At 70.6% G+C, this 16619-nt stretch carries 15 protein-coding genes; 11 read left to right on the top strand and 4 right to left on the bottom strand.

Annotated elements, in window-relative coordinates:
* Positions 1 to 315: 315 nt before the first annotated feature.
* The 6 genes from OHA17_RS02905 to OHA17_RS02930 all read left to right on the top strand — a co-directional run bounded on the left by OHA17_RS02905 (position 316) and on the right by OHA17_RS02930 (position 7030).
* Complete coding sequence (locus tag OHA17_RS02905) at positions 316 to 1338, top strand: MFS transporter (RefSeq protein ID WP_406503738.1); 1023 nt, start codon at positions 316 to 318, stop codon at positions 1336 to 1338.
* 50 nt (positions 1339 to 1388) lie between these two features.
* Positions 1389 to 2588, top strand: coding sequence for a glycosyltransferase (locus OHA17_RS02910; RefSeq protein WP_406503740.1), 1200 nt, complete (start codon positions 1389 to 1391; stop codon positions 2586 to 2588).
* A gap of 48 nt (positions 2589 to 2636) precedes the next feature.
* Complete coding sequence (locus OHA17_RS02915; RefSeq protein ID WP_406503742.1) at positions 2637 to 3590, top strand: hypothetical protein; 954 nt, start codon at positions 2637 to 2639, stop codon at positions 3588 to 3590.
* Positions 3583 to 4605 carry a pyridoxal-phosphate dependent enzyme gene (locus tag OHA17_RS02920; protein WP_406503744.1) on the top strand — a complete coding sequence of 341 codons (1023 nt, stop codon included), beginning with the start codon at positions 3583 to 3585 and terminating at the stop codon, positions 4603 to 4605. Before OHA17_RS02915 ends, OHA17_RS02920 begins: the two co-directional genes overlap by 8 nt.
* 11 nt (positions 4606 to 4616) lie before the next feature.
* Positions 4617 to 5882 carry an ATP-grasp domain-containing protein gene (locus OHA17_RS02925; RefSeq protein ID WP_406503746.1) on the top strand — a complete coding sequence of 422 codons (1266 nt, stop codon included), beginning with the start codon at positions 4617 to 4619 and terminating at the stop codon, positions 5880 to 5882.
* 116 nt (positions 5883 to 5998) lie between these two features.
* The gene (locus OHA17_RS02930; RefSeq protein WP_406503748.1) at positions 5999 to 7030 is read left to right on the top strand and encodes a TauD/TfdA family dioxygenase; all 1032 of its coding nucleotides are present in this window, start codon (positions 5999 to 6001) and stop codon (positions 7028 to 7030) included.
* An 83-nt stretch (positions 7031 to 7113) separates the two neighbouring features.
* Here OHA17_RS02930 and OHA17_RS02935 read toward each other — a convergent pair whose 3' ends face one another.
* Positions 7114 to 8427: an alpha/beta fold hydrolase gene (locus OHA17_RS02935; protein ID WP_406503750.1), complete on the bottom strand. Its 1314-nt coding sequence runs from the start codon at positions 8425 to 8427 to the stop codon at positions 7114 to 7116.
* A 209-nt stretch (positions 8428 to 8636) separates the two neighbouring features.
* On the opposite strand from OHA17_RS02935, the gene thpR reads away from it, so the two are divergent.
* A complete protein-coding gene (gene thpR / locus OHA17_RS02940) occupies positions 8637 to 9221 on the top strand; it encodes an RNA 2',3'-cyclic phosphodiesterase (protein ID WP_406503752.1) in 585 nt (194 codons plus the stop codon).
* A 68-nt stretch (positions 9222 to 9289) separates the two neighbouring features.
* Here the strand turns inward: thpR and OHA17_RS02945 are convergent, their stop codons facing one another.
* Positions 9290 to 10264 (bottom strand): serine hydrolase domain-containing protein, encoded by a 975-nt coding sequence (locus OHA17_RS02945; RefSeq protein ID WP_406503754.1) that lies wholly within the window; start codon positions 10262 to 10264, stop codon positions 9290 to 9292.
* Positions 10265 to 10400: 136 nt separating this feature from the next.
* Here OHA17_RS02945 and OHA17_RS02950 point away from each other — a divergent pair, with 136 nt between their 5' ends.
* Both OHA17_RS02950 and OHA17_RS02955 read left to right on the top strand, forming a co-directional pair.
* Positions 10401 to 11027 carry an ATP-binding protein gene (locus OHA17_RS02950; protein ID WP_406503756.1) on the top strand — a complete coding sequence of 209 codons (627 nt, stop codon included), beginning with the start codon at positions 10401 to 10403 and terminating at the stop codon, positions 11025 to 11027.
* Positions 11028 to 11139: 112 nt separating this feature from the next.
* Positions 11140 to 11652: a GNAT family N-acetyltransferase gene (locus OHA17_RS02955; RefSeq protein WP_406503758.1), complete on the top strand. Its 513-nt coding sequence runs from the start codon at positions 11140 to 11142 to the stop codon at positions 11650 to 11652.
* Between the two features lie 30 nt (positions 11653 to 11682).
* On the opposite strand, the gene OHA17_RS02960 is transcribed toward OHA17_RS02955, so the two are convergent.
* Complete coding sequence (locus OHA17_RS02960; protein WP_398873965.1) at positions 11683 to 12621, bottom strand: helix-turn-helix domain-containing protein; 939 nt, start codon at positions 12619 to 12621, stop codon at positions 11683 to 11685.
* Between the two features lie 291 nt (positions 12622 to 12912).
* Here OHA17_RS02960 and OHA17_RS02965 point away from each other — a divergent pair, with 291 nt between their 5' ends.
* Positions 12913 to 13680: a G1 family glutamic endopeptidase gene (locus tag OHA17_RS02965; protein WP_406503759.1), complete on the top strand. Its 768-nt coding sequence runs from the start codon at positions 12913 to 12915 to the stop codon at positions 13678 to 13680.
* A gap of 52 nt (positions 13681 to 13732) precedes the next feature.
* On the opposite strand, the gene xylA is transcribed toward OHA17_RS02965, so the two are convergent.
* Positions 13733 to 14902, bottom strand: coding sequence for a xylose isomerase (xylA, locus tag OHA17_RS02970; RefSeq protein ID WP_406503761.1), 1170 nt, complete (start codon positions 14900 to 14902; stop codon positions 13733 to 13735).
* Between the two features lie 188 nt (positions 14903 to 15090).
* Between xylA and xylB the strand changes: the two genes are divergently transcribed.
* Complete coding sequence (gene xylB, locus OHA17_RS02975) at positions 15091 to 16572, top strand: xylulokinase (RefSeq protein WP_406503763.1); 1482 nt, start codon at positions 15091 to 15093, stop codon at positions 16570 to 16572.
* Positions 16573 to 16619 lie beyond the last annotated feature (47 nt).

Raw genomic sequence — 16619 nt, forward strand, 5'->3', positions numbered from 1 at the left:
CAGTGCAGGAACCATCCCGCCGTGGAACTGGCTTCCGTGATGTGGCGCGCGTAAGAATCGTCGAGGAAATCAACCCGGCGCGCTGGCAGACCCGTTGGAGAGCATGCCATGCCACCTCGTTCCACCCATTCCGTGGCCGCTCAGCAGATCCGGTCGGCCCGCGCCGGATTGACCGGCGTCTTCTTCATCAATGGCGCATTGTTCGGCAGTTGGGCATCTCGAATCCCCGCGGTCAAAGAACAGGTAGGCAGCGGAACGGGCGCACTCGGGCTTTCTCTGCTGGGCATAGCGTTGGGCGCGCTGCTTTCGAAACCGGTGTCCGGTCAGCTCGTGGCCCGTACGGGCAGCGGCCCGGTGACCCGATGGGGAATTACGCTCAGTTGTCTTGCGCTGCTGCCTCCCGCTTTCGCCCGCGAGCCGCTCGAACTCGGGCTCGCACTGGTCGGATTCGGGGTGGCCCTCGGCATGGTCGACGTCGCGATGAATGCGCACGGAGTGGCCATCGAGAGGCAGCTCGGACGCCCCGTCCTGTCGTCGCTGCACGCGTCCTTCAGCGCCGGTGCGCTCGCCGGTGCGCTGTCCGGCGGGCTTTTCGCCGCGCACCACACGCGCCCCTGGCATCATTTCGCCCTGGTCTCCGTGGTGTTGGGGGCCGCCGCGCTGTGGGCGGCCCGCCGACTCCTGCCCGCTTCTCTCGACGTCGCGGCGGATCGGGAGCGCGACCGGTTCTGGATCAGGATTCCCGAGGGCCGGCGCCTCTCGCTGTCCCTGCTGGCCCTCGCCGGGTTCTGCGGCATGGCGGCCGAAGGAGCGACCGCCGACTGGGGCGCGCTCTACCTGCACGACGACCTGGGCCGGAGCGCCGGATTCGCCTCGCTGGCCTACGCGTTGTTCTCCGTCACCATGGCGGCGGGGCGGCTGGCCGGCGATCGCGTGGTGGCCCGCTGGGGCGGAGCGCGGGTGGTGATCCAGTCGGCGGCCTGGGCCGGCGCCGTGTTCGGCCTAGCCCTGATGACCGGCAGTCCGGTGCTCGTACTGCTCGGATTCACCGGCCTGGGCATCGGCCTGGCCGTCGTCATGCCGGTGACGTTCTCCCTGGCGGGCACGGTGGGCGGCCGCCGGGCCGGGCCCGCCATCACGTACGTCTCCAGCATCAGCGGGACGGGGCTCCTGGCGGGCCCGCCGCTCATCGGCTTCCTGGCCGAAGCGGTCGGGCTGCGGGCGGCGCTCAGCACGGTGACGCTGCTGTCGTTCGCCGCGGCCGGCCTGATGTACGCGATCACCGCGCGCCCGGCGCGACCCCTCCTCGCCGTGCCCCGGCCGACCCAGCCCCGATGACCACACGCTTCTTCGCCGAGCGACACCGAGACCGAGAGGAACCCCTCAGCATGTCCGGCCTTCAGCCTTCCGATCAGAACGTGCTGGCAACCGCCGTCTGCGACAGCCTGGTTGTCGCCATGGATCCCGAATCGCGCAGGTCCTGCATCTTCTTCTGGGAGAATTCGCGCGATCTCCTGCTCGCCGTCGTCGATGCCGTGAAGGAACACGACGACCCCGAGATCCACGTCGCGGGAACGGGCCTTCTCGAATCCCCCGCCGACCCCGGGCGCCATCGCGCGTTCCAGAAAGCGCTCGCCGCGGCTGACCGCGATCATCCCGCTACGGCGAAACTCTTCGCGGCGGCCTGGGCCGCCGAGTGCGACAACCGCCTCGGCCACCATCTCGGAGCCCTTTACCGGGACGGCACGGACGATATTTCCGTGGCCGACCTGCGCGCCCTGAAGCCCCTGGCCGAACCGGTGGGCAACGAGAGCGCCGAGATCCTCGTCGTCATCCCGTTCCGCGACCGCGACACCGGCGGAACGCGCCTGCGCAACCTGCTGGCCTGTCTCCTCTCGCTGGGCGACCAGTCGTTCCCGCGCGCCCGGTTCCGGGTCACCGTGGTGGAGTCCGACGACACACCCCGGTGGCGCGAGGTCATCACGCCCTACGTCGACCATTACGTCTTCGCCCCCAAGTCCGGGGAGTTCAACAAGTCGTGGGCGGTCAACGTCGGCGTGGTGAACACGCCGGGCAGCCCGGAGGCGATCTGCGTCCTGGACGCGGACATCCTCACCGACCGCGACTTCATCGCCCGCAACGCGGCACGCTTCCAACAGCCGGGCACCGGCGGCCACTTGACGTACCGCAACATGCTGAGTCTGACGGCGCCCGCCACCTCGCACGCCATCCGCCAGCGCGTACAGCACCAAGAAGAGACGGCCGACATCCACGCCATGCGCGGATTCGTCCTGCGCCGGCCGCCGGGCGCCTGCGTATGGGCCCGGTCGTCGGCCTTCCACCGCATCGGGGGGTTCGACGAGCGCTACGAGGGCTGGGGAGGCGAGGACAACGACTTCGTCTACCGCATGGACTTCTCCGCCGCCTTCGACAAGTACGACGACCTCCTCTTCCACATGAACCATCCACCGGCGGCCGTGCTCAAGGAGAACGGGGAGCTCGTCAACGCCCATATTCCCGGGCTCAGTTGGAAACCGACGGAACCCATCGGCCGTATCGACCGGTTCGCCACCTACGCACCGGCATAGCAGCAGAACGCCCCCGCCCATGCGACAGCCGGAGAGAACGGACAGGAGATGCCCCTTTCCCACACGATCGTAGATACGCCACGGACGCCCGATTCCCTGGCGCCCGAAACCACCTCGCACCGTTCGGCCCTCACCCATTCCGGAGTCGGCCGCGGAACCGTCGGCGAACTCTTCCAGGGGCCCTACTGGCTGGACGGGCGGCCGCAGATATCCCTCATCTCCCTGCCCGTCGACCGGTTCTCCTGGTGCCACTTCATCGAGGACCCGGATGCGCCGCCCCTAGCGGACAACCCGATGCCCGGCCGCGAGAAGTCGTGGAAGGCGGTCGAGGAATTCCTCGGAATCCATCGACGCACCCTTCCCCGCGGCCATTTCGAGTTCGTCAGCGAATTGACGGTCGGGACCGGGATGGCCAGCTCGACAGCCGACATCGTCGCCACCCTGCGTTGCCTGTACCACCTGTTCCGCATTCCCTACGACGAGTGGACCGTGCGCAGGATCCTCAGCCGGATCGAGCGTTCGGACAGCGTCTTCCTCGACGAATTCGCCCTCTATCTCAGCGGCCGCCACCAGCTCGTGCGGCGGCTCGGCGACACGACCGGTCTGTACGCCTGCTACCACGTGGAGCAGGGCACGGTGGAGACCGACGACCTGGGCGAGGAGCTGCTCGCCCACTACCACCGGCGCCGCACCGCGTACGACGTCTGCCGGGACGACATCATCGCGGCATTCGACCGCGGCGACGGCCGGGAGATCGCGGCCTGCGCCTCCCGCAGCGCGGCGCTCTCACAGGAGGTGGTCGCCAAGTCGTCGTACGACAGCCTCGCGCGCAATGCCTCCTCGTTCGGCGCCGACGGAGTGTTCGTGGCCCACACGGGGACGGTCATCGGTTATCTCTTCACTCGCAGACCGAGCCAGCACCGTCTGGACGGCCTTGCCTCTTTCTTCCGTGAACTCGGCAGCCAGTGCTACTTCGACCGAACGGGATGGGGACATGTTTGATCACGCCGCGGACGCGATGAAACAGCCGGACGTCATACGCCTCAGTGAGGACATCTACGTCCTGCGTTTCGAGATGATGAAGCTCTATTCGGCTCTGACGGCGGTGAAGACCCTGCTCGACCGGGGTGAGATCACGCCCGATACGACTCTCATGGACAGTTCCAGCGGAACGTACGGCTACTCCCTCGCGATGGCCTGCCACAAATACGGACTGCGCTGCCGGATCGTCTGCTCGACGAAGGTCGACGCCGACATCCGCCGCCAGCTGGAGATGCTCGGCGCCACCGTGGACCAGATCGAGATCCCGCCGGGGCCGCTGGTCGACAAGATGGACCTGGGCGTGCGCCTCAAACGCATCGCCCATCTCCTGGAGACCGAGGAGAATGTGTACTGGATGCAGCAGTACCACAATCCGGTCCACTACCTCGGATATCGGGACTGCGCCGAGATGCTGCAGAAGGAATTCGGCGGCGCCCCGTTCACGCTCGTCGGCGGCGTCGGCTCCGGCGCCTCGACCGGTGGCCTCACCACCTATCTGCGCGAGCTCAACGACGACGTCGAGCTGGTGGGGGTGCAGCCGTTCGAGAGCGTGACGTTCGGCAGCGACCCCGTGGAGGATCCGGTCGCGAGCATCTCCGGCATCGGCAGCCCCGTACCCATGAAGAACGTCGCGTACGAGCTGTACGACCGGGTGCACTGGATCGGATACCACAGCGCCATCGCGGCGACGGGCGACCTGTTCCGGCGGCACGGCCTGTACGCCGGCATGTCGACGGGCTGCAACCATCTCGCGGCGCGCTGGGAGGCCGCGCGCAACCCCGGCCGGCCGTGCGTCTTCATCGCGGCCGACACCGGGCACCGCTACGCCCAGACCGTCTACGCCCACCCCCGCGTCAACGACCCCATCGACGCGCTCGTCCCGAACACCGTCGACGACCTCGGCCAACTGGCCTTCCCCTGGTCGGTCATGGACTGGGGCCGTCGCACCTTCGAACCCAAGAACCCCGAGAGCTGAGAGCCGACGCAGTGAACACCTCCGGCAAGAAGCACGTCATCGCCCTCGAATGGCTCCAGTTCGGCCTGGGCCGCCTCACCGAGGCCGCCGCCCGACAGGGCCTCACCGTCCACCTGCTGACCTGTGACCGGGCCGACTACCTGCATGAACTGAGCACGGTCGACAGCCCCCACCTGGTCGTGCACGACACCGACACCAACGACGTGGACGCCGTGGTCCGCACCATCCGCGCCATCGGCGACGTCGGAGAATCCGGCGACGTCGCCGGGCTCATCAGCACCACCGACGCCTGGAGCCTGGTCTCCCTCGAAGTCCGCGCCCGGCTCGGCCTGGAGGGGCAGGACCCCGCGTGCGTCCGCCTCGCACGCGACAAGACGGCCCTGCGGCAGCGCCTGTTCGACCACGGCCTCTCCTCGGCTCCGGGTTGCCGGGTCGACCCGGGCACCGACGACGCGGCGTCCCTCGCCGCCACCATCGGGCTGCCGCTCATCGTCAAGGACGGCTCGGGAACGGGCAGCAAGAACGTGTGGCTCGCCCGGAACCCGGCCGAGCTGGATCACGTACTGGAAGGGGCGCGCAAGGCCCAGCTGCGCGGGACGCTGACCGCCGAACCGTACTTCCCCGGGCCGCTGTTCAGCATCGAGACGCTCACCTGGCAGGGCGAGACGAGGGTCCTCGGCATCAACAGCCGGGTCCTGTCACCACCCCCCTTCTTCCGCGAGGAGGCCACCGGCTTCCCCGTGGCGCTCCCCGCCGGCCTGGCCACGGCGGCCGAGCGGTGGATCGAGCGGGTCCTCACCTGCGTCGGCTACACGGAGGGCTTCGCGCACACCGAATTCGTCCTGGGCGCCGACGGGTTCGACCTCATCGAGATCAACCCCCGGCTCGGCGGCGGCCTGGTCGGCGAGGAACTCGCCCACACCTTCGGCATCGTGCCGGAGGCCGCGTTCCTCGATCTCGTGCTGCGCAGGCGCCCGCGCCTCATGGACCAGCCGCTCGTCCCCCGCTCCGGCACCGGCCAGGCGCTGGTCTACGCTCCCCGCAACGGCGTCTTCCAAGGGTGCGACGGCCAGGACGTCCTCGCCCGGCACCCCGGCTCCCCCGTGTTCTTCCCCGTCCTGGCGCCGGGCACCGAGGTCACCGCCACCTCCCACCAGGAGGGCGTGGTGGGCATCGTGTTCACCACGGGTGCCACCGCCGAACTCGCCCTGCACAACGCGCTGTCGGCCGCCGGAGAGATCCGCGTACGCATGAAGGACGACGACGCGGACGACTGAACCCCCTGCCTCATCCCCACCTGGAAAGCCGTCCCCCACTCCCTGGACCCGCTCCCCGCGGGTCCCCCCTTCCTGCCCGCCCCTCAGGTCACTGCTGACCCAAGGAAGGAACGCGCATGCCCGGTGCCCACGCGACACCCGTCAGCGAATGCGAGAACACCTCCGTCGTCGGACACATCCTGCTGCCCGACGACGTGCGCGACACACTCGCCGACGGACTGGCCGAACTCGCCGGCCCACCAGGGGACATCGACCTGGCCATGACCCACTACCACCAGGTCTTCGCCCGGCTCCCCCTGGCGACGCTCCAGCAGATCCTGGACTTCGGCCGGCACAACGACACACCCGGCGCCCTGTACATCCGCAACCTCCCCCAGGACGCCCAGCTTCCCCCGACTCCCTGGGACGGCCTGCCCAGCCGCCACAAATCGACGTTCGTCTCCGAGGGCACCCTGCTCGGACTGAGCGGACTCCTCGGTGAACCGGTGGGCTTCCTCACGGAGAAGAACGGCCAGGTCGTGCACGACATCGTCCCCGTCAAGGAAGGAGCGACCACTCAGACGAACCAGGGCTCGGCCGTCTTCCTCAACTTCCACAACGACATCGTCCACGACCGCACCGGCTACTACGACATCGCCAACCCCGACTTCCTGGTGCTCAACTGCCTGCGCGCGGACCGCGCGCAGGCCGCCACCACGTTCTACGCCGACGCCCGCGACATCTGCCGGATGGTCGGCCCCGACGCCATCCGCGTCCTGCGCAGCCCGCTGTTCAGGATGAACGCGCCCGGCAGTTACGTACGTGAGGTGGCCGGCGACGCGGACGTGCTCTCCGACCCGGTCCCGATGATCAAGGGTCCGGCCGGCTTCCCCGAGATCTCCAGCGCGGCCAACGGAGTTCACACCCTGAGCCCGGTCGCCGAGACGGCCCTCGCCCTGTTGCAGACGGCGTGCCGCGCGGTGGCCCACGAGTTCAAACTGCGGCCCGGCCATGCCCTGCTCATCAACAACCGCAAGGGCCTGCACGCACGTTCACGCTTCGTCGGCCACTACGACGGCCAGGACAGGTGGCTCCAGCGCACCTACGTCCGCCGAAGCCAGTGGCAGATCCGCTACCGCGCCGTACCGGGCACCCGCCGGATCCACTGAGGCTGGCCTTGACCGGGGGCCGGCTCCGCCCGGCCACGAACTACGCGACCCCGCCTCCCTGTTGGACCCGGGGCGTGGTTCCCCTACGACCGTCCCCGGGCCATGCCGATCAGGCGGTCCAGCACCTTCCCGTCGCTGACCCGCAGGCCGTCGTGCTCCCACTCGTTGGTCACCCAGGTCCGCAGGCCGCGTACCGCGTCGGCCGTCGCCAGTGAGTCGGCGGTGTCGACGTACATGTCGTCGTGGTACACGGCTGCGAACACCGGGACCTGATTGGCCGCCAGGACGTCAGGGGCGTACAGGTCGGGCCAGTTTGTGCGGTTGGCCAGCAGGTCCGCGGTTTCTCGCAGGGGGCGCAGCGCCGGGTCGGTCTCGAACATCCAGGGGTAGATCATCTCCCCGGTGAACAGCATGGGGTCGCCGTCCGTCAGGGCCTGCGCGGCGTCGAACTCGGGGAACTCCGAGCGCACCCGCTCGGCGGCCCAGCCGGTCGGCCCGGGGTCCACCGACCGCTGGCCGTAGATGGATTCGTGCAGTACGGCGTAGAGCGGGCCGTCGGCGAAGGACAGCTTCGACTGGACGCCCGCCAGGAACGTGTCGGACAGCTCGGGCCCGGAGGTTCCCTGGACCCAGGCGTCCTCAAGCAGGTAGTGCAGGAGGTGGGAGCCGTTGCCGCTGCCGAGCAGCAGGCCGAGCGCCTGGAAGGCCCGTACGGTCAGCCGCCCGCCGTCGGGCAGCTCGGCGGGTGCGGCGAGGAGGTGCTCGGCGACCCGGCGTACGGCCTCGACGTCCTCGGGGTAGCGCGCGTAGTGGTCGGCGTTCTTGCGGGCGACGCGCGGGTAGGCCGCCCGGTACACATCCGCCGCGCTGCTGCGCAGGCCCGCCAGACCTCCGGTGACCAGCGCCTCGCGCAGCCCCTCGGGGGCCAGCGACAGGTAGGTGAGGGTGCAGAAGCCGCCGAAGCTCTGGCCGAGCAGGCTCCACCGGCCCTGGTCCCCGAGCAGCTGACGGCGAATCAGTTCCGCGTCGCGGACGATCGAGTCGGCGCGGAAGTGGGAGAGGTACTCGGCCTGCGCCGCGGCGTTGCCGCGCAGGGGCAGGGTCTGTCGGGTGGCGGGGGTCGAGCGTCCCGTGCCGCGCTGGTCCAGGAGCAGGACCCGGTAGTCCTCCAGGGCCCGGTCCAGCCAGCTGTCCCGGCCCACCGGCCGGGCCGCCCGCCCGCCCGGACCGCCCTGGAGGTAGAGCAGCCACGGGAGTTCGGCACGTTCCTTGGCGGCCGCGACCACCTCACGGGCGTACACCTCGATCTGCTCGCCCTGCGGCGCTTCGTGGTCCAGCGGCACCTGGAAGAGACGGTCGGTCAGGACGACGCCCGGCTGTCGGATCACGACGGACATGGGACTCCTCTGTGGGTGACGGGTGCGGCGGGGGTGTGCGCCTCGGAAGGGCAGGTGTGCACGGGGGGCTGTGCTGTCCCGGGCATGGCCGCCACCTTGCCACATGGTCCGGCTCGGCCCACCGGTGGACGAAGGCGGGCGGGTTTCCTGACGCGTGCGGGGCAGGGGCCTGCGAACGTTCCGGCAGCCCGTGGTGTACGAAGTGCTACGTGAACGAACCGATTCAGCCCGCGACCGTCCGCGTGTTCATAGCGCTCGCCCCGCCCGACGACGCGAAGGAAGAGCTGGCGCGAGCGCTGCGACCCGCCTACGACGCGTACCCGCGGCTGCGGTGGAACCGCATCGAGGACTGGCACATCACCCTGGCCTTCCTCGGCGAGCTCCCGGCCGAAACCGCCCCGCTCCTGCGGGAGCCGCTCGCGGATCTCGCGGCAGCGCGCCGGCCGCTGCGACTGGCGCTGCGCGGCGGCGGGCACTTCGACGCGCGGGTGCTGTGGAGCGGGATCGAGGGGGACCTCGACGGGCTGCACCAGCTCACGGCCGATGTCCGCGGCGTGGTCAAGGAGTGCGGCATCGTCTTCGAGGACCGGCCGCTGCGGCCCCATCTGACGCTGGCCCGGGCCCGCCGCGACGACCCCTCCAGCGTCGTGACCGTAGCCTCCGGCCTCGCCGCCTTCACCGGCCGGGAGTGGGAGGCCGAACGCCTGCACCTGGTGGCGAGCAACATCGGACGCGGCCCGGGTCCCCTCCACTACCGCGACATCGAGGCGTGGCGCTTCAGCGACGGCCGGTGAGCGGCGCAGGGCGTGTGCCCCTGGACTGAGACGGCGGCGCACGGTGGACTGTTCCTCACCACCAAGTCTCATGCCGCGAAGGCGTCGACCGCCTCGGCGATGTCGTCTCCGGTCAGGGGGCGCTGCATGTCACTGAGCAGGCGCGCCAAGGCGGGCAGGGCAGTCTCCTGGCCGGCGAGGGCCACGCTCACGTAGTCCCGGTGTGGGATCAGGACCATGGCAGCCCGGTAGCCCGGGAGCCGGCCGTTGAGATACATCTGGCCCGACGGGCCCAGCGCCCATCCGAGCCCGTAGGACATGGGGTCGTCGGGCCGGGTGCGCGGACGGCTGATCTCCGCCAGGAGGGCCCGGTCGGCGAGCAGGCCCTCGCCGACGGCCAGGAGCTCCGACACCGAGGACCACAGGCCACCACTGGGCCGACGGGTGCGGGGATAGCCGAGCGGCGGGAGTTCGGTGGTGCCGCTCCACCCGGTGACGGAGGCAGCCGGGGTCTCGAAACCCGTCCGTGCGAAGCCCCAGGGGGCGAGGAGGCTCGCCTGCAACGCGCTTTCGTACGTCGTGCCGTTCAGCGTGGCGAGGACCGAGCCGGCCAGGAAGTAATTGCCGTTGTAGTACGACCACCGCCGCCCGGGCTGCCGCTCGTTCCCGGCGCGGACCACGAGCCGGGCGGCCTCCAGGAGCGCGCCGTCCCCGTCGCCCAGCGCCGCCACCGTCGCCCCGTCCACCGATTCACGCAGGCCGGAGACCTGGCCCAGGATCTGCTCCACGGTGATGCTCCTGTCGGCCCGCCAGTCCGGCGCGAGGCCGGGGAGCAGTTCGACGACAGGGGTGCCCAGTGGCACGCCCTTGTCCCGCAGTGTGCGGAGCAGCGCCGCGGAGGTGAAGACCTTCGTCAGGGATGCGATACGGAAACAGGATTCCGCGGTCACGGTGTCCGGCCCGAGGGCGGCCGTCGTCCGTGCGCCTTCCGTCGACGAACCCGCCGCCACGGCCGGGACGACGCGAAGCCCTGTCTGTTCTGCCATCAGCTTCTGAAGATTCACGGAGCTCATGGTAATGACGGGGCTCGGGACCGGGGGAGGTGGTGGCACGGGCTGGGGAGAGCGCGCATGGGGCGGGAACCACGGCGGTCCTTCCGGTCGACGCGTCGCCCTCCTCCGCGCTTGGCATACTTCACCGATGGACAGACCGACGCCGTCCTGGCGCAACACGACGCACGACTGGGCCCGCACCGTGGACGCCGACCACCTCTCGTACGTCCGGGACGACTCGGCCACGTTCACTCCCGGCGGTTTGCGGCACCTCATCCTTGAAGTCGTCGCTTACGCGGCCGACGAGGCGGAGTCCAGGGGTGCGGGGCGGTGCGTGGTCACCCTCCATGCCGATGGTTCCGTGTCGGTCGCGGACAACGGGCGAGGCACCGACACCCGCTACGACGCGGACGGCCGGCCCATCAAGAAGCCGGTCATGGCGACGAAGGACCTGCGCTTCTTCGATCACCCCGAAGCGCAGTCGCTTCCCGACGGTCACCCGCGCCGGGGCATGTCCGTCGTCGCGGCGCTCAGCGAATGGCTCGTGCACACCAACCGTCGGGCGGGTGGAGCGTGGGTCCAGCGCTACGCGCACGGGGTCCCCACCACTGGTCTGACACCGACCGAGGACGACGGCACGACCGGTACGACGGTCCATTTCCATGCCCCCCAACTCCTTTGCGGTACAGGTGAGTTGACGGAGAGCGAGCTGGCGTCGTTCGTCGCGGCGTGGCCGCACCTGACCGTCGAGGTGGGCGACCACCGGACCAGCTGACCCGGCAGCCCCACCGCCCACGCGCTCACCCTGCCCGGATCGATGCACGCCACTCGCAAACCCGTGGAAAGTGGTTTGCCGGCCCGGTGCCCGATGCGTACCGTCGCCGTCCATGACCCCGACTCTGCGTACTGAGCGACTGCTCCTGGAGCCCTATGTCCCTGAGGACGAAGAGGGGTTCGTCGCCCTGTTCCAGGATGCGAGGGTGTCACAGTGGATGGGCGACGGACGGGCCACCGAGGCAGCGGACCGGGCCCTGTTCGGGCGGATCTTCACGAAGGTCTATGCCCAGAAGCTCTTCGATGTCTGGGCCGTTCGCAGGGACGGTCTGCTGATCGGGCACGCCGAGATCAAGCCGACCGATGTGGTCGGGGGCCACGAGATCATCTACGCGCTGGCCCCGAGGGCGTGGGGCTCGGGCCTCGGAACGGAACTGGCCGAGGCCCTCGTCGCCTACGGGTTCGGCCCGCTCGGCCTGGCCGAGGTACACGCCACCGTGGCCGCGCCGAACACCGCATCTCTGAAGTTGCTGGCCAGGATCGGCTTCGAGCACGTCCGGGACGTGATCGAGGACGACGGCAGCACTACTCGCGTACTGACCCGCGCCCTGCCCGTCCCCCACTGAGCCTCTCCGGCCCCGCACATTCCGCGCGGCTCACAGCAACCCCGCCCGAGCCGCCTGGATGCCCGCCTGGAAGCGGGTGCGGGCGCCCAGCATGTCCATCAGTTCGTGCACCCAGCGTTGCACCGTTCGGGGCGAGACTCCCAGGTGGCGGGCGATGCTGTCGTCGGTCAGGCCGGCCGAGAGGAGGGTCAGGAGTTCGCTTCGGCGGTCGCCGGCCGCGCGGCCGGGGTCGTCGGCGTCCGGGACGCGTGGGGCCCGGTGCCAGTACACCTCGAACATGGCCACCAGCGCGTCGAGGAGCGATGACGGCCGCACGAACAGCGCGCCTCTCAGTTCCGCGCCGTTCGACACCGGCAGCATCGCCCATCGGTCGTCCACCACGGCCAGTTTGCAGGGGAGTTCGGGCAGTACCCGGGCCTCCTCCCCCGCCTCGATGAACTCGCGGAGCTCGGCCAGTCGGCCGGGTGCGCGCACCGCGTTCGCCTCGTAGACGACTCGCATCCGAACTCCCCTGGCCAGCAAGGGCAGTTCGACCCCGGGATCGGCCCGCATGATGTGCGGGGCCTTGTCGAAGAGCAACACGTCGTGGCGGGCGCCCTCCTGCATGCTGCGCCAGCGGTCCGCGATGGCGGCGCGTCCGGTCACCATCTCCACGAGGCCCGCGGCGGACGGCCGTCGCGCCCGGTGATACGTCCGCATGAGCTCGCCGATGCGGCCCCGGGTCCGGCACAACTCCTCCTCGCGGCGCAGCAGAAGAGCCTCCACGGCCACGTCCGGCGCTGCGGCCGACCACTGCGGCCGCGCCCCACGCCGGCACACCAGCCCACGTTCGGCGAGCAACTCCAGTGTTCGTGCCGCCTGTTCGTCGCGCAGGGTCAGGTCGGCGGCGATCCGTTCCGTGGTGCGCCCCGGCCGGGAGAGGACGTGGAGGTAGACGCGCTCTTCCGGTTCCGGTACGCCGAGTGCCACGAGCAAGCCATCGACGGACGGGTCGGTCGCCGGTCTGGTTGAAGTCCCGTATGCATCGGGGGAGTTGGGGTGCATCCTGACCGCCTCTTCCTCGGTCGCGCCCGGTCGCGCGGCGCGAGCGCCTACCGCCCGTGGGCCCGCTCTGTCCACCCCCGGGGCATCATGTCATGTTCCCGCCATGGCGGGTTCCGGATCCCGCCCGCCCCTGGAGAGTTCCGGCCACCCGCCGCCACCATGAGCCCGGCCCACCCGCCGCCTTCCCCCACTCCCTCACCCAGAGGAGACCGGCACATGGGTACCCGCATACGCCCCCCACGGCAGTTCCGCAGAACCAACCGCGCCAGATCGGCCGCCGCCGGTCTGCTCCTGGCCGCAACCGTCGTCGCCCCACTCGGCGTCGGTACGGCGACCGCGTCCGCCGCCACCTTCGGTCCGTACAACGCGCACATCAAGGACAGCGTCTGGGGCGGTTACGTCGCCCAGGGTTCGTTCACCCGCATCACCGGCTCCTGGGTCGAGCCGCACGCCACCTGCAACTCCAGCAACGACCTCTTCGCCCCCTGGGTCGGCATCGACGGCTACGGATCAGAGACGGTGGAGCAGACCGGGGTGCAGACCGACTGCTCCAGCGGCAGCCCGCAGCTCTCCGCCTGGTACGAGATGTACCCGGCCCAGCCCATCTACTGGGACGATCCCGTCTCCGAGGGCGACAGCATGACCGGCACCGTGGTCTCCGACGGCGGCGGCGACTACACCCTCACGCTGACCGACAACACCCGGGGCTGGACCGAGCACACCACCCAGAACCTCGGCGCCCAGAACGTCAGCGCCGAGGCCATCATCGAGTCCCCGACCCAGAGCTACCCGTCCTTCGACCGGCTCGACTTCTCCGGCATCAGCGTCGACGGACAGGTCTTCGACGCCTACAACCCCGAGCCCCTGACCAGCGGCGGGTACAGCCCCGGCCCGCTCCGGAACGGCGCCTTCTCCATGAGTCCGGGCGGCAACTCCCCGCACACCTCGCACCCCGCGACCCGCCCGAGCGCCATCCGTTACTGATCGCGAGCTCCAGCCGGGCCGCCCACGCGGACGAAGCGTGGGGCGGCCCGGTTCAGCGGGCGCCGAGCAGGTGGTCCATCGCCAGCTGGTCGAGGTGCTCGAAGGCCATGCCCCGCTGCCCCGCCTCCTCCACGTCGAAGCCCTCGAAGGCCGTCCGGTCGGCGAGCAGTCCGGCGAGCCCGTCCTCGGCGGTGGGCCGGGCGAGATCGTCCAGGCGTGCCGCGCGCAGCGCCTCGCGCACCTCGGGGTCGGCCCGGAAAGCGGCCGAACGCGCCTTCAGGATCAGGTAGTTGCGCATGTTGCCGGCCGCCGACGCCCACACCCCGGCCATGTCCTCGGTGCGCGGCGGCTTGAAGTCGAAGTGCCTCGGGCCCGGGTAGTCCGCGGATTCGAGCAGGTCCACCAGCCAGAACGCATCGCGCAGGTTGCCGGAGCCGAAGCGCAGGTCCTGGTCGTACTTGATGCCGGACTGGCCGTTCAGGTCGATGTGGAAGAGCTTGTCCGCCCACAGGGCCTGGGCGATGCCGTGCGTGAAGTTGAGCCCGGCCATCTGCTCGTGCCCGGTCTCGGGGTTCACGCCGACCAGTTCCGGGCGTTCCAGTCGCTCGATGAACGCGAGCGCGTGCCCGACCGTGGGCAGCAGGATGTCGCCGCGCGGCTCGTTGGGCTTGGGCTCGACGGCGAAGCGCAGGTCGTAGCCCTGCTCGGTGACGTACTGACCAAGGAGGTCGAAGGCCTCCTTCATCCGGTCCAGGGCGACGCGCACGTCCTTCGCGGCGCCCGATTCCGAGCCCTCGCGCCCGCCCCAGGCGACGTAGGTGTGTGCGCCCAGCTCCACGGCCAGGTCGATGTTGCGCAGGGTCTTGCGCAGGGCGTACCGGCGGATGTCGCGGTCGTTGGCGGTGAACGCGCCGTCCTTGAAGACCGGGTGCGTGAAGAGGTTCGTCGTGGCCATCGGCACGACCATGCCAGTGGCGTCGAGCGCCTGCCGGAACCGCTTGATGTGCGACTCCCGCTCGGTGTCCGGGGCGCCGAAGGGGATCAGGTCGTCGTCGTGGAAGGTCACCCCGTACGCACCGAGGTCGGCGAGGCGCCGGACCGACTCGACCGGGTCGAGGGCAGGGCGGGTCGCGTCGCCGAACGGGTCGCGCCCCTGCCAGCCCACGGTCCAAAGACCGAAGGAGAACTTGTCCTCGGGGGTCGGGGTGAAGCGTTCCGTCATCCTCTTCGCCACCTTCACGCGGGTCCGTCCGGCACCTGCCGAGCTATTTGTTTTGTGACCTGACAAATACTGCCCGATCGCTTCGGCTTCCGTAACCCTGGGGCGTCGCCTAATTTGGTGCACCACATTTGTCATCCCCTCGGCCAAATCACTCCCGCCCCCTCGAACCCCGCAAGAGAGGTGCCCGGATGCCGCACCGCCCGGTCGTCATCGGCGTGGACAGTTCCACCCAGTCCACGAAGGCCCTGTTCGCCGACGCAGCCACCGGAAGGACGCTCGCTGTCGGTCGCGCCCCGCACCACGTCGACGGCTCCGCGGGAGCCCGCGAGAGCGACCCGGAGCAGTGGTGGCAGGCGCTGCGGGAGGCCGTCGCCGCCGGCCTGAAGGAGTCGGGCGCGCCGGCGTCCGCCGTCACCGCCATCGCGGTGGCCGGGCAGCAGCACGGCCTGGTGACCCTGGGCCGGGACCACCGGCCGCTGCGCCCCGCCCTGCTGTGGAACGACACCCGCGCCGCCCCGCAGGCCGCCGCCCTCACCGCGGCGCTCGGCGGCCCGGCCGCCTGGACCGCCCGCACCGGTTCCGTGCCGGTCGCCGCGGTGACCGCCGCCAAGTGGCGCTGGCTGCGCGAGTACGAGCCCTCGACCATCGCTCGCTGCACGGCGGTCCGGCTGCCCCACGACTTCCTCACCGAACGACTCGCCGGGGTCGCCGTCACCGACCCCGGGGACGCTTCCGGCGCCGGCTGGTACTCCACCGCGACCGGGGCCTACGACGCCGAGATCCTCCAACTCATCGCCCTGGACGCGGAGTTGCTGCCCTCCGTGGCCGCGACCGGCGGCGCCCGCGTCGGCACCCTTACCACCTCCGCCGCCGAAGCGCTCGGGCTGCCGTCCGGTGTCGTCGTGGCCGCCGGGACCGGTGACAACATGAGCGCGGCCGTCGGCCTCGGGCTCGGTGGCGCCGGGCTCCTGGACCATCCCGTGCTCAGCCTCGGGACCTCCGGCACGGTCTTCGCCGCGACCCGCACCCGGCCCGCCAACCCCGCGCTCAGTGGGTTCGCCGCCGCCGACGGCGGATACCTCCCACTGGCCTGCACCCTGAACTGCACCCTCGCCGTCGACCGCGTCGCCACCCTGCTCGGTCTCGACCGCGACGACGCGGCACCCGGTGGCGAGGCCGTGCTCCTGCCCTACCTCGACGGCGAACGCACCCCCGATCTCCCGCACGCCGCCGGGCTGCTCACCGGCCTGCGCCACGCCACCACACCGCAGCAACTCCTCGGCGCCGCCTACGAAGGCGCCGTCGTCACGGTGCTGCGCGCGCTGGACGAGGTCCTGCGCGCCTGCGGCCTCGACCCCGACTCCCCCGCCGTCGCGGCCAGGCCATTGCGCCTCATCGGTGGCGGCGCCCAGGGCCGCACCTGGGTCGAGACGGTACGCCGCCTGTCGGGACGGCCCCTCGTCGTCCCGAGCGGCACGGAGCTGGTGGCCGTCGGCGCGGCCGCGCTCGCCGCAGCGGCCGCGTCCGGCGCCGATCCGGTCGCGATCGCCCAGAGCTGGGGAGCCGGTCGCGGCGCTGAACTCCCGCCCGCAGAGCGGGACTTGGAGTCCTGGGAGCGCATCGTCTCCGTACTCGACAGCGCGGCGCCCACCCTGCTCAACGGCGGCTGAGTCGACAGCTCGTGGGAGCACGAACACGCGGGCACACCAAGGGAGTT

The organism is Streptomyces sp. NBC_00212, assembly GCF_045206365.1.
Lineage (GTDB): Bacteria > Actinomycetota > Actinomycetes > Streptomycetales > Streptomycetaceae > Streptomyces.

What these genes read in the sequence shown, in the direction of transcription:
- OHA17_RS02910 (WP_406503740.1), top strand. Translation starts at nt 1,389, where the DNA reads ATGTCCGGCCTTCAGCCTTCCGATCAGAACGTGCTGGCAACCGCCGTC.
- OHA17_RS02915 (WP_406503742.1), top strand. Translation starts at nt 2,637, where the DNA reads ATGCCCCTTTCCCACACGATCGTAGATACGCCACGGACGCCCGATTCC.
- OHA17_RS02920 (WP_406503744.1), top strand. Translation starts at nt 3,583, where the DNA reads ATGTTTGATCACGCCGCGGACGCGATGAAACAGCCGGACGTCATACGC.
- OHA17_RS02930 (WP_406503748.1), top strand. Translation starts at nt 5,999, where the DNA reads ATGCCCGGTGCCCACGCGACACCCGTCAGCGAATGCGAGAACACCTCC.
- OHA17_RS02935 (WP_406503750.1), bottom strand. Translation starts at nt 8,427, where the DNA reads ATGTCCGTCGTGATCCGACAGCCGGGCGTCGTCCTGACCGACCGTCTC.
- OHA17_RS02950 (WP_406503756.1), top strand. Translation starts at nt 10,401, where the DNA reads ATGGACAGACCGACGCCGTCCTGGCGCAACACGACGCACGACTGGGCC.
- OHA17_RS02955 (WP_406503758.1), top strand. Translation starts at nt 11,140, where the DNA reads ATGACCCCGACTCTGCGTACTGAGCGACTGCTCCTGGAGCCCTATGTC.
- OHA17_RS02965 (WP_406503759.1), top strand. Translation starts at nt 12,913, where the DNA reads ATGGGTACCCGCATACGCCCCCCACGGCAGTTCCGCAGAACCAACCGC.
- xylA (WP_406503761.1), bottom strand. Translation starts at nt 14,902, where the DNA reads ATGACGGAACGCTTCACCCCGACCCCCGAGGACAAGTTCTCCTTCGGT.
- xylB (WP_406503763.1), top strand. Translation starts at nt 15,091, where the DNA reads ATGCCGCACCGCCCGGTCGTCATCGGCGTGGACAGTTCCACCCAGTCC.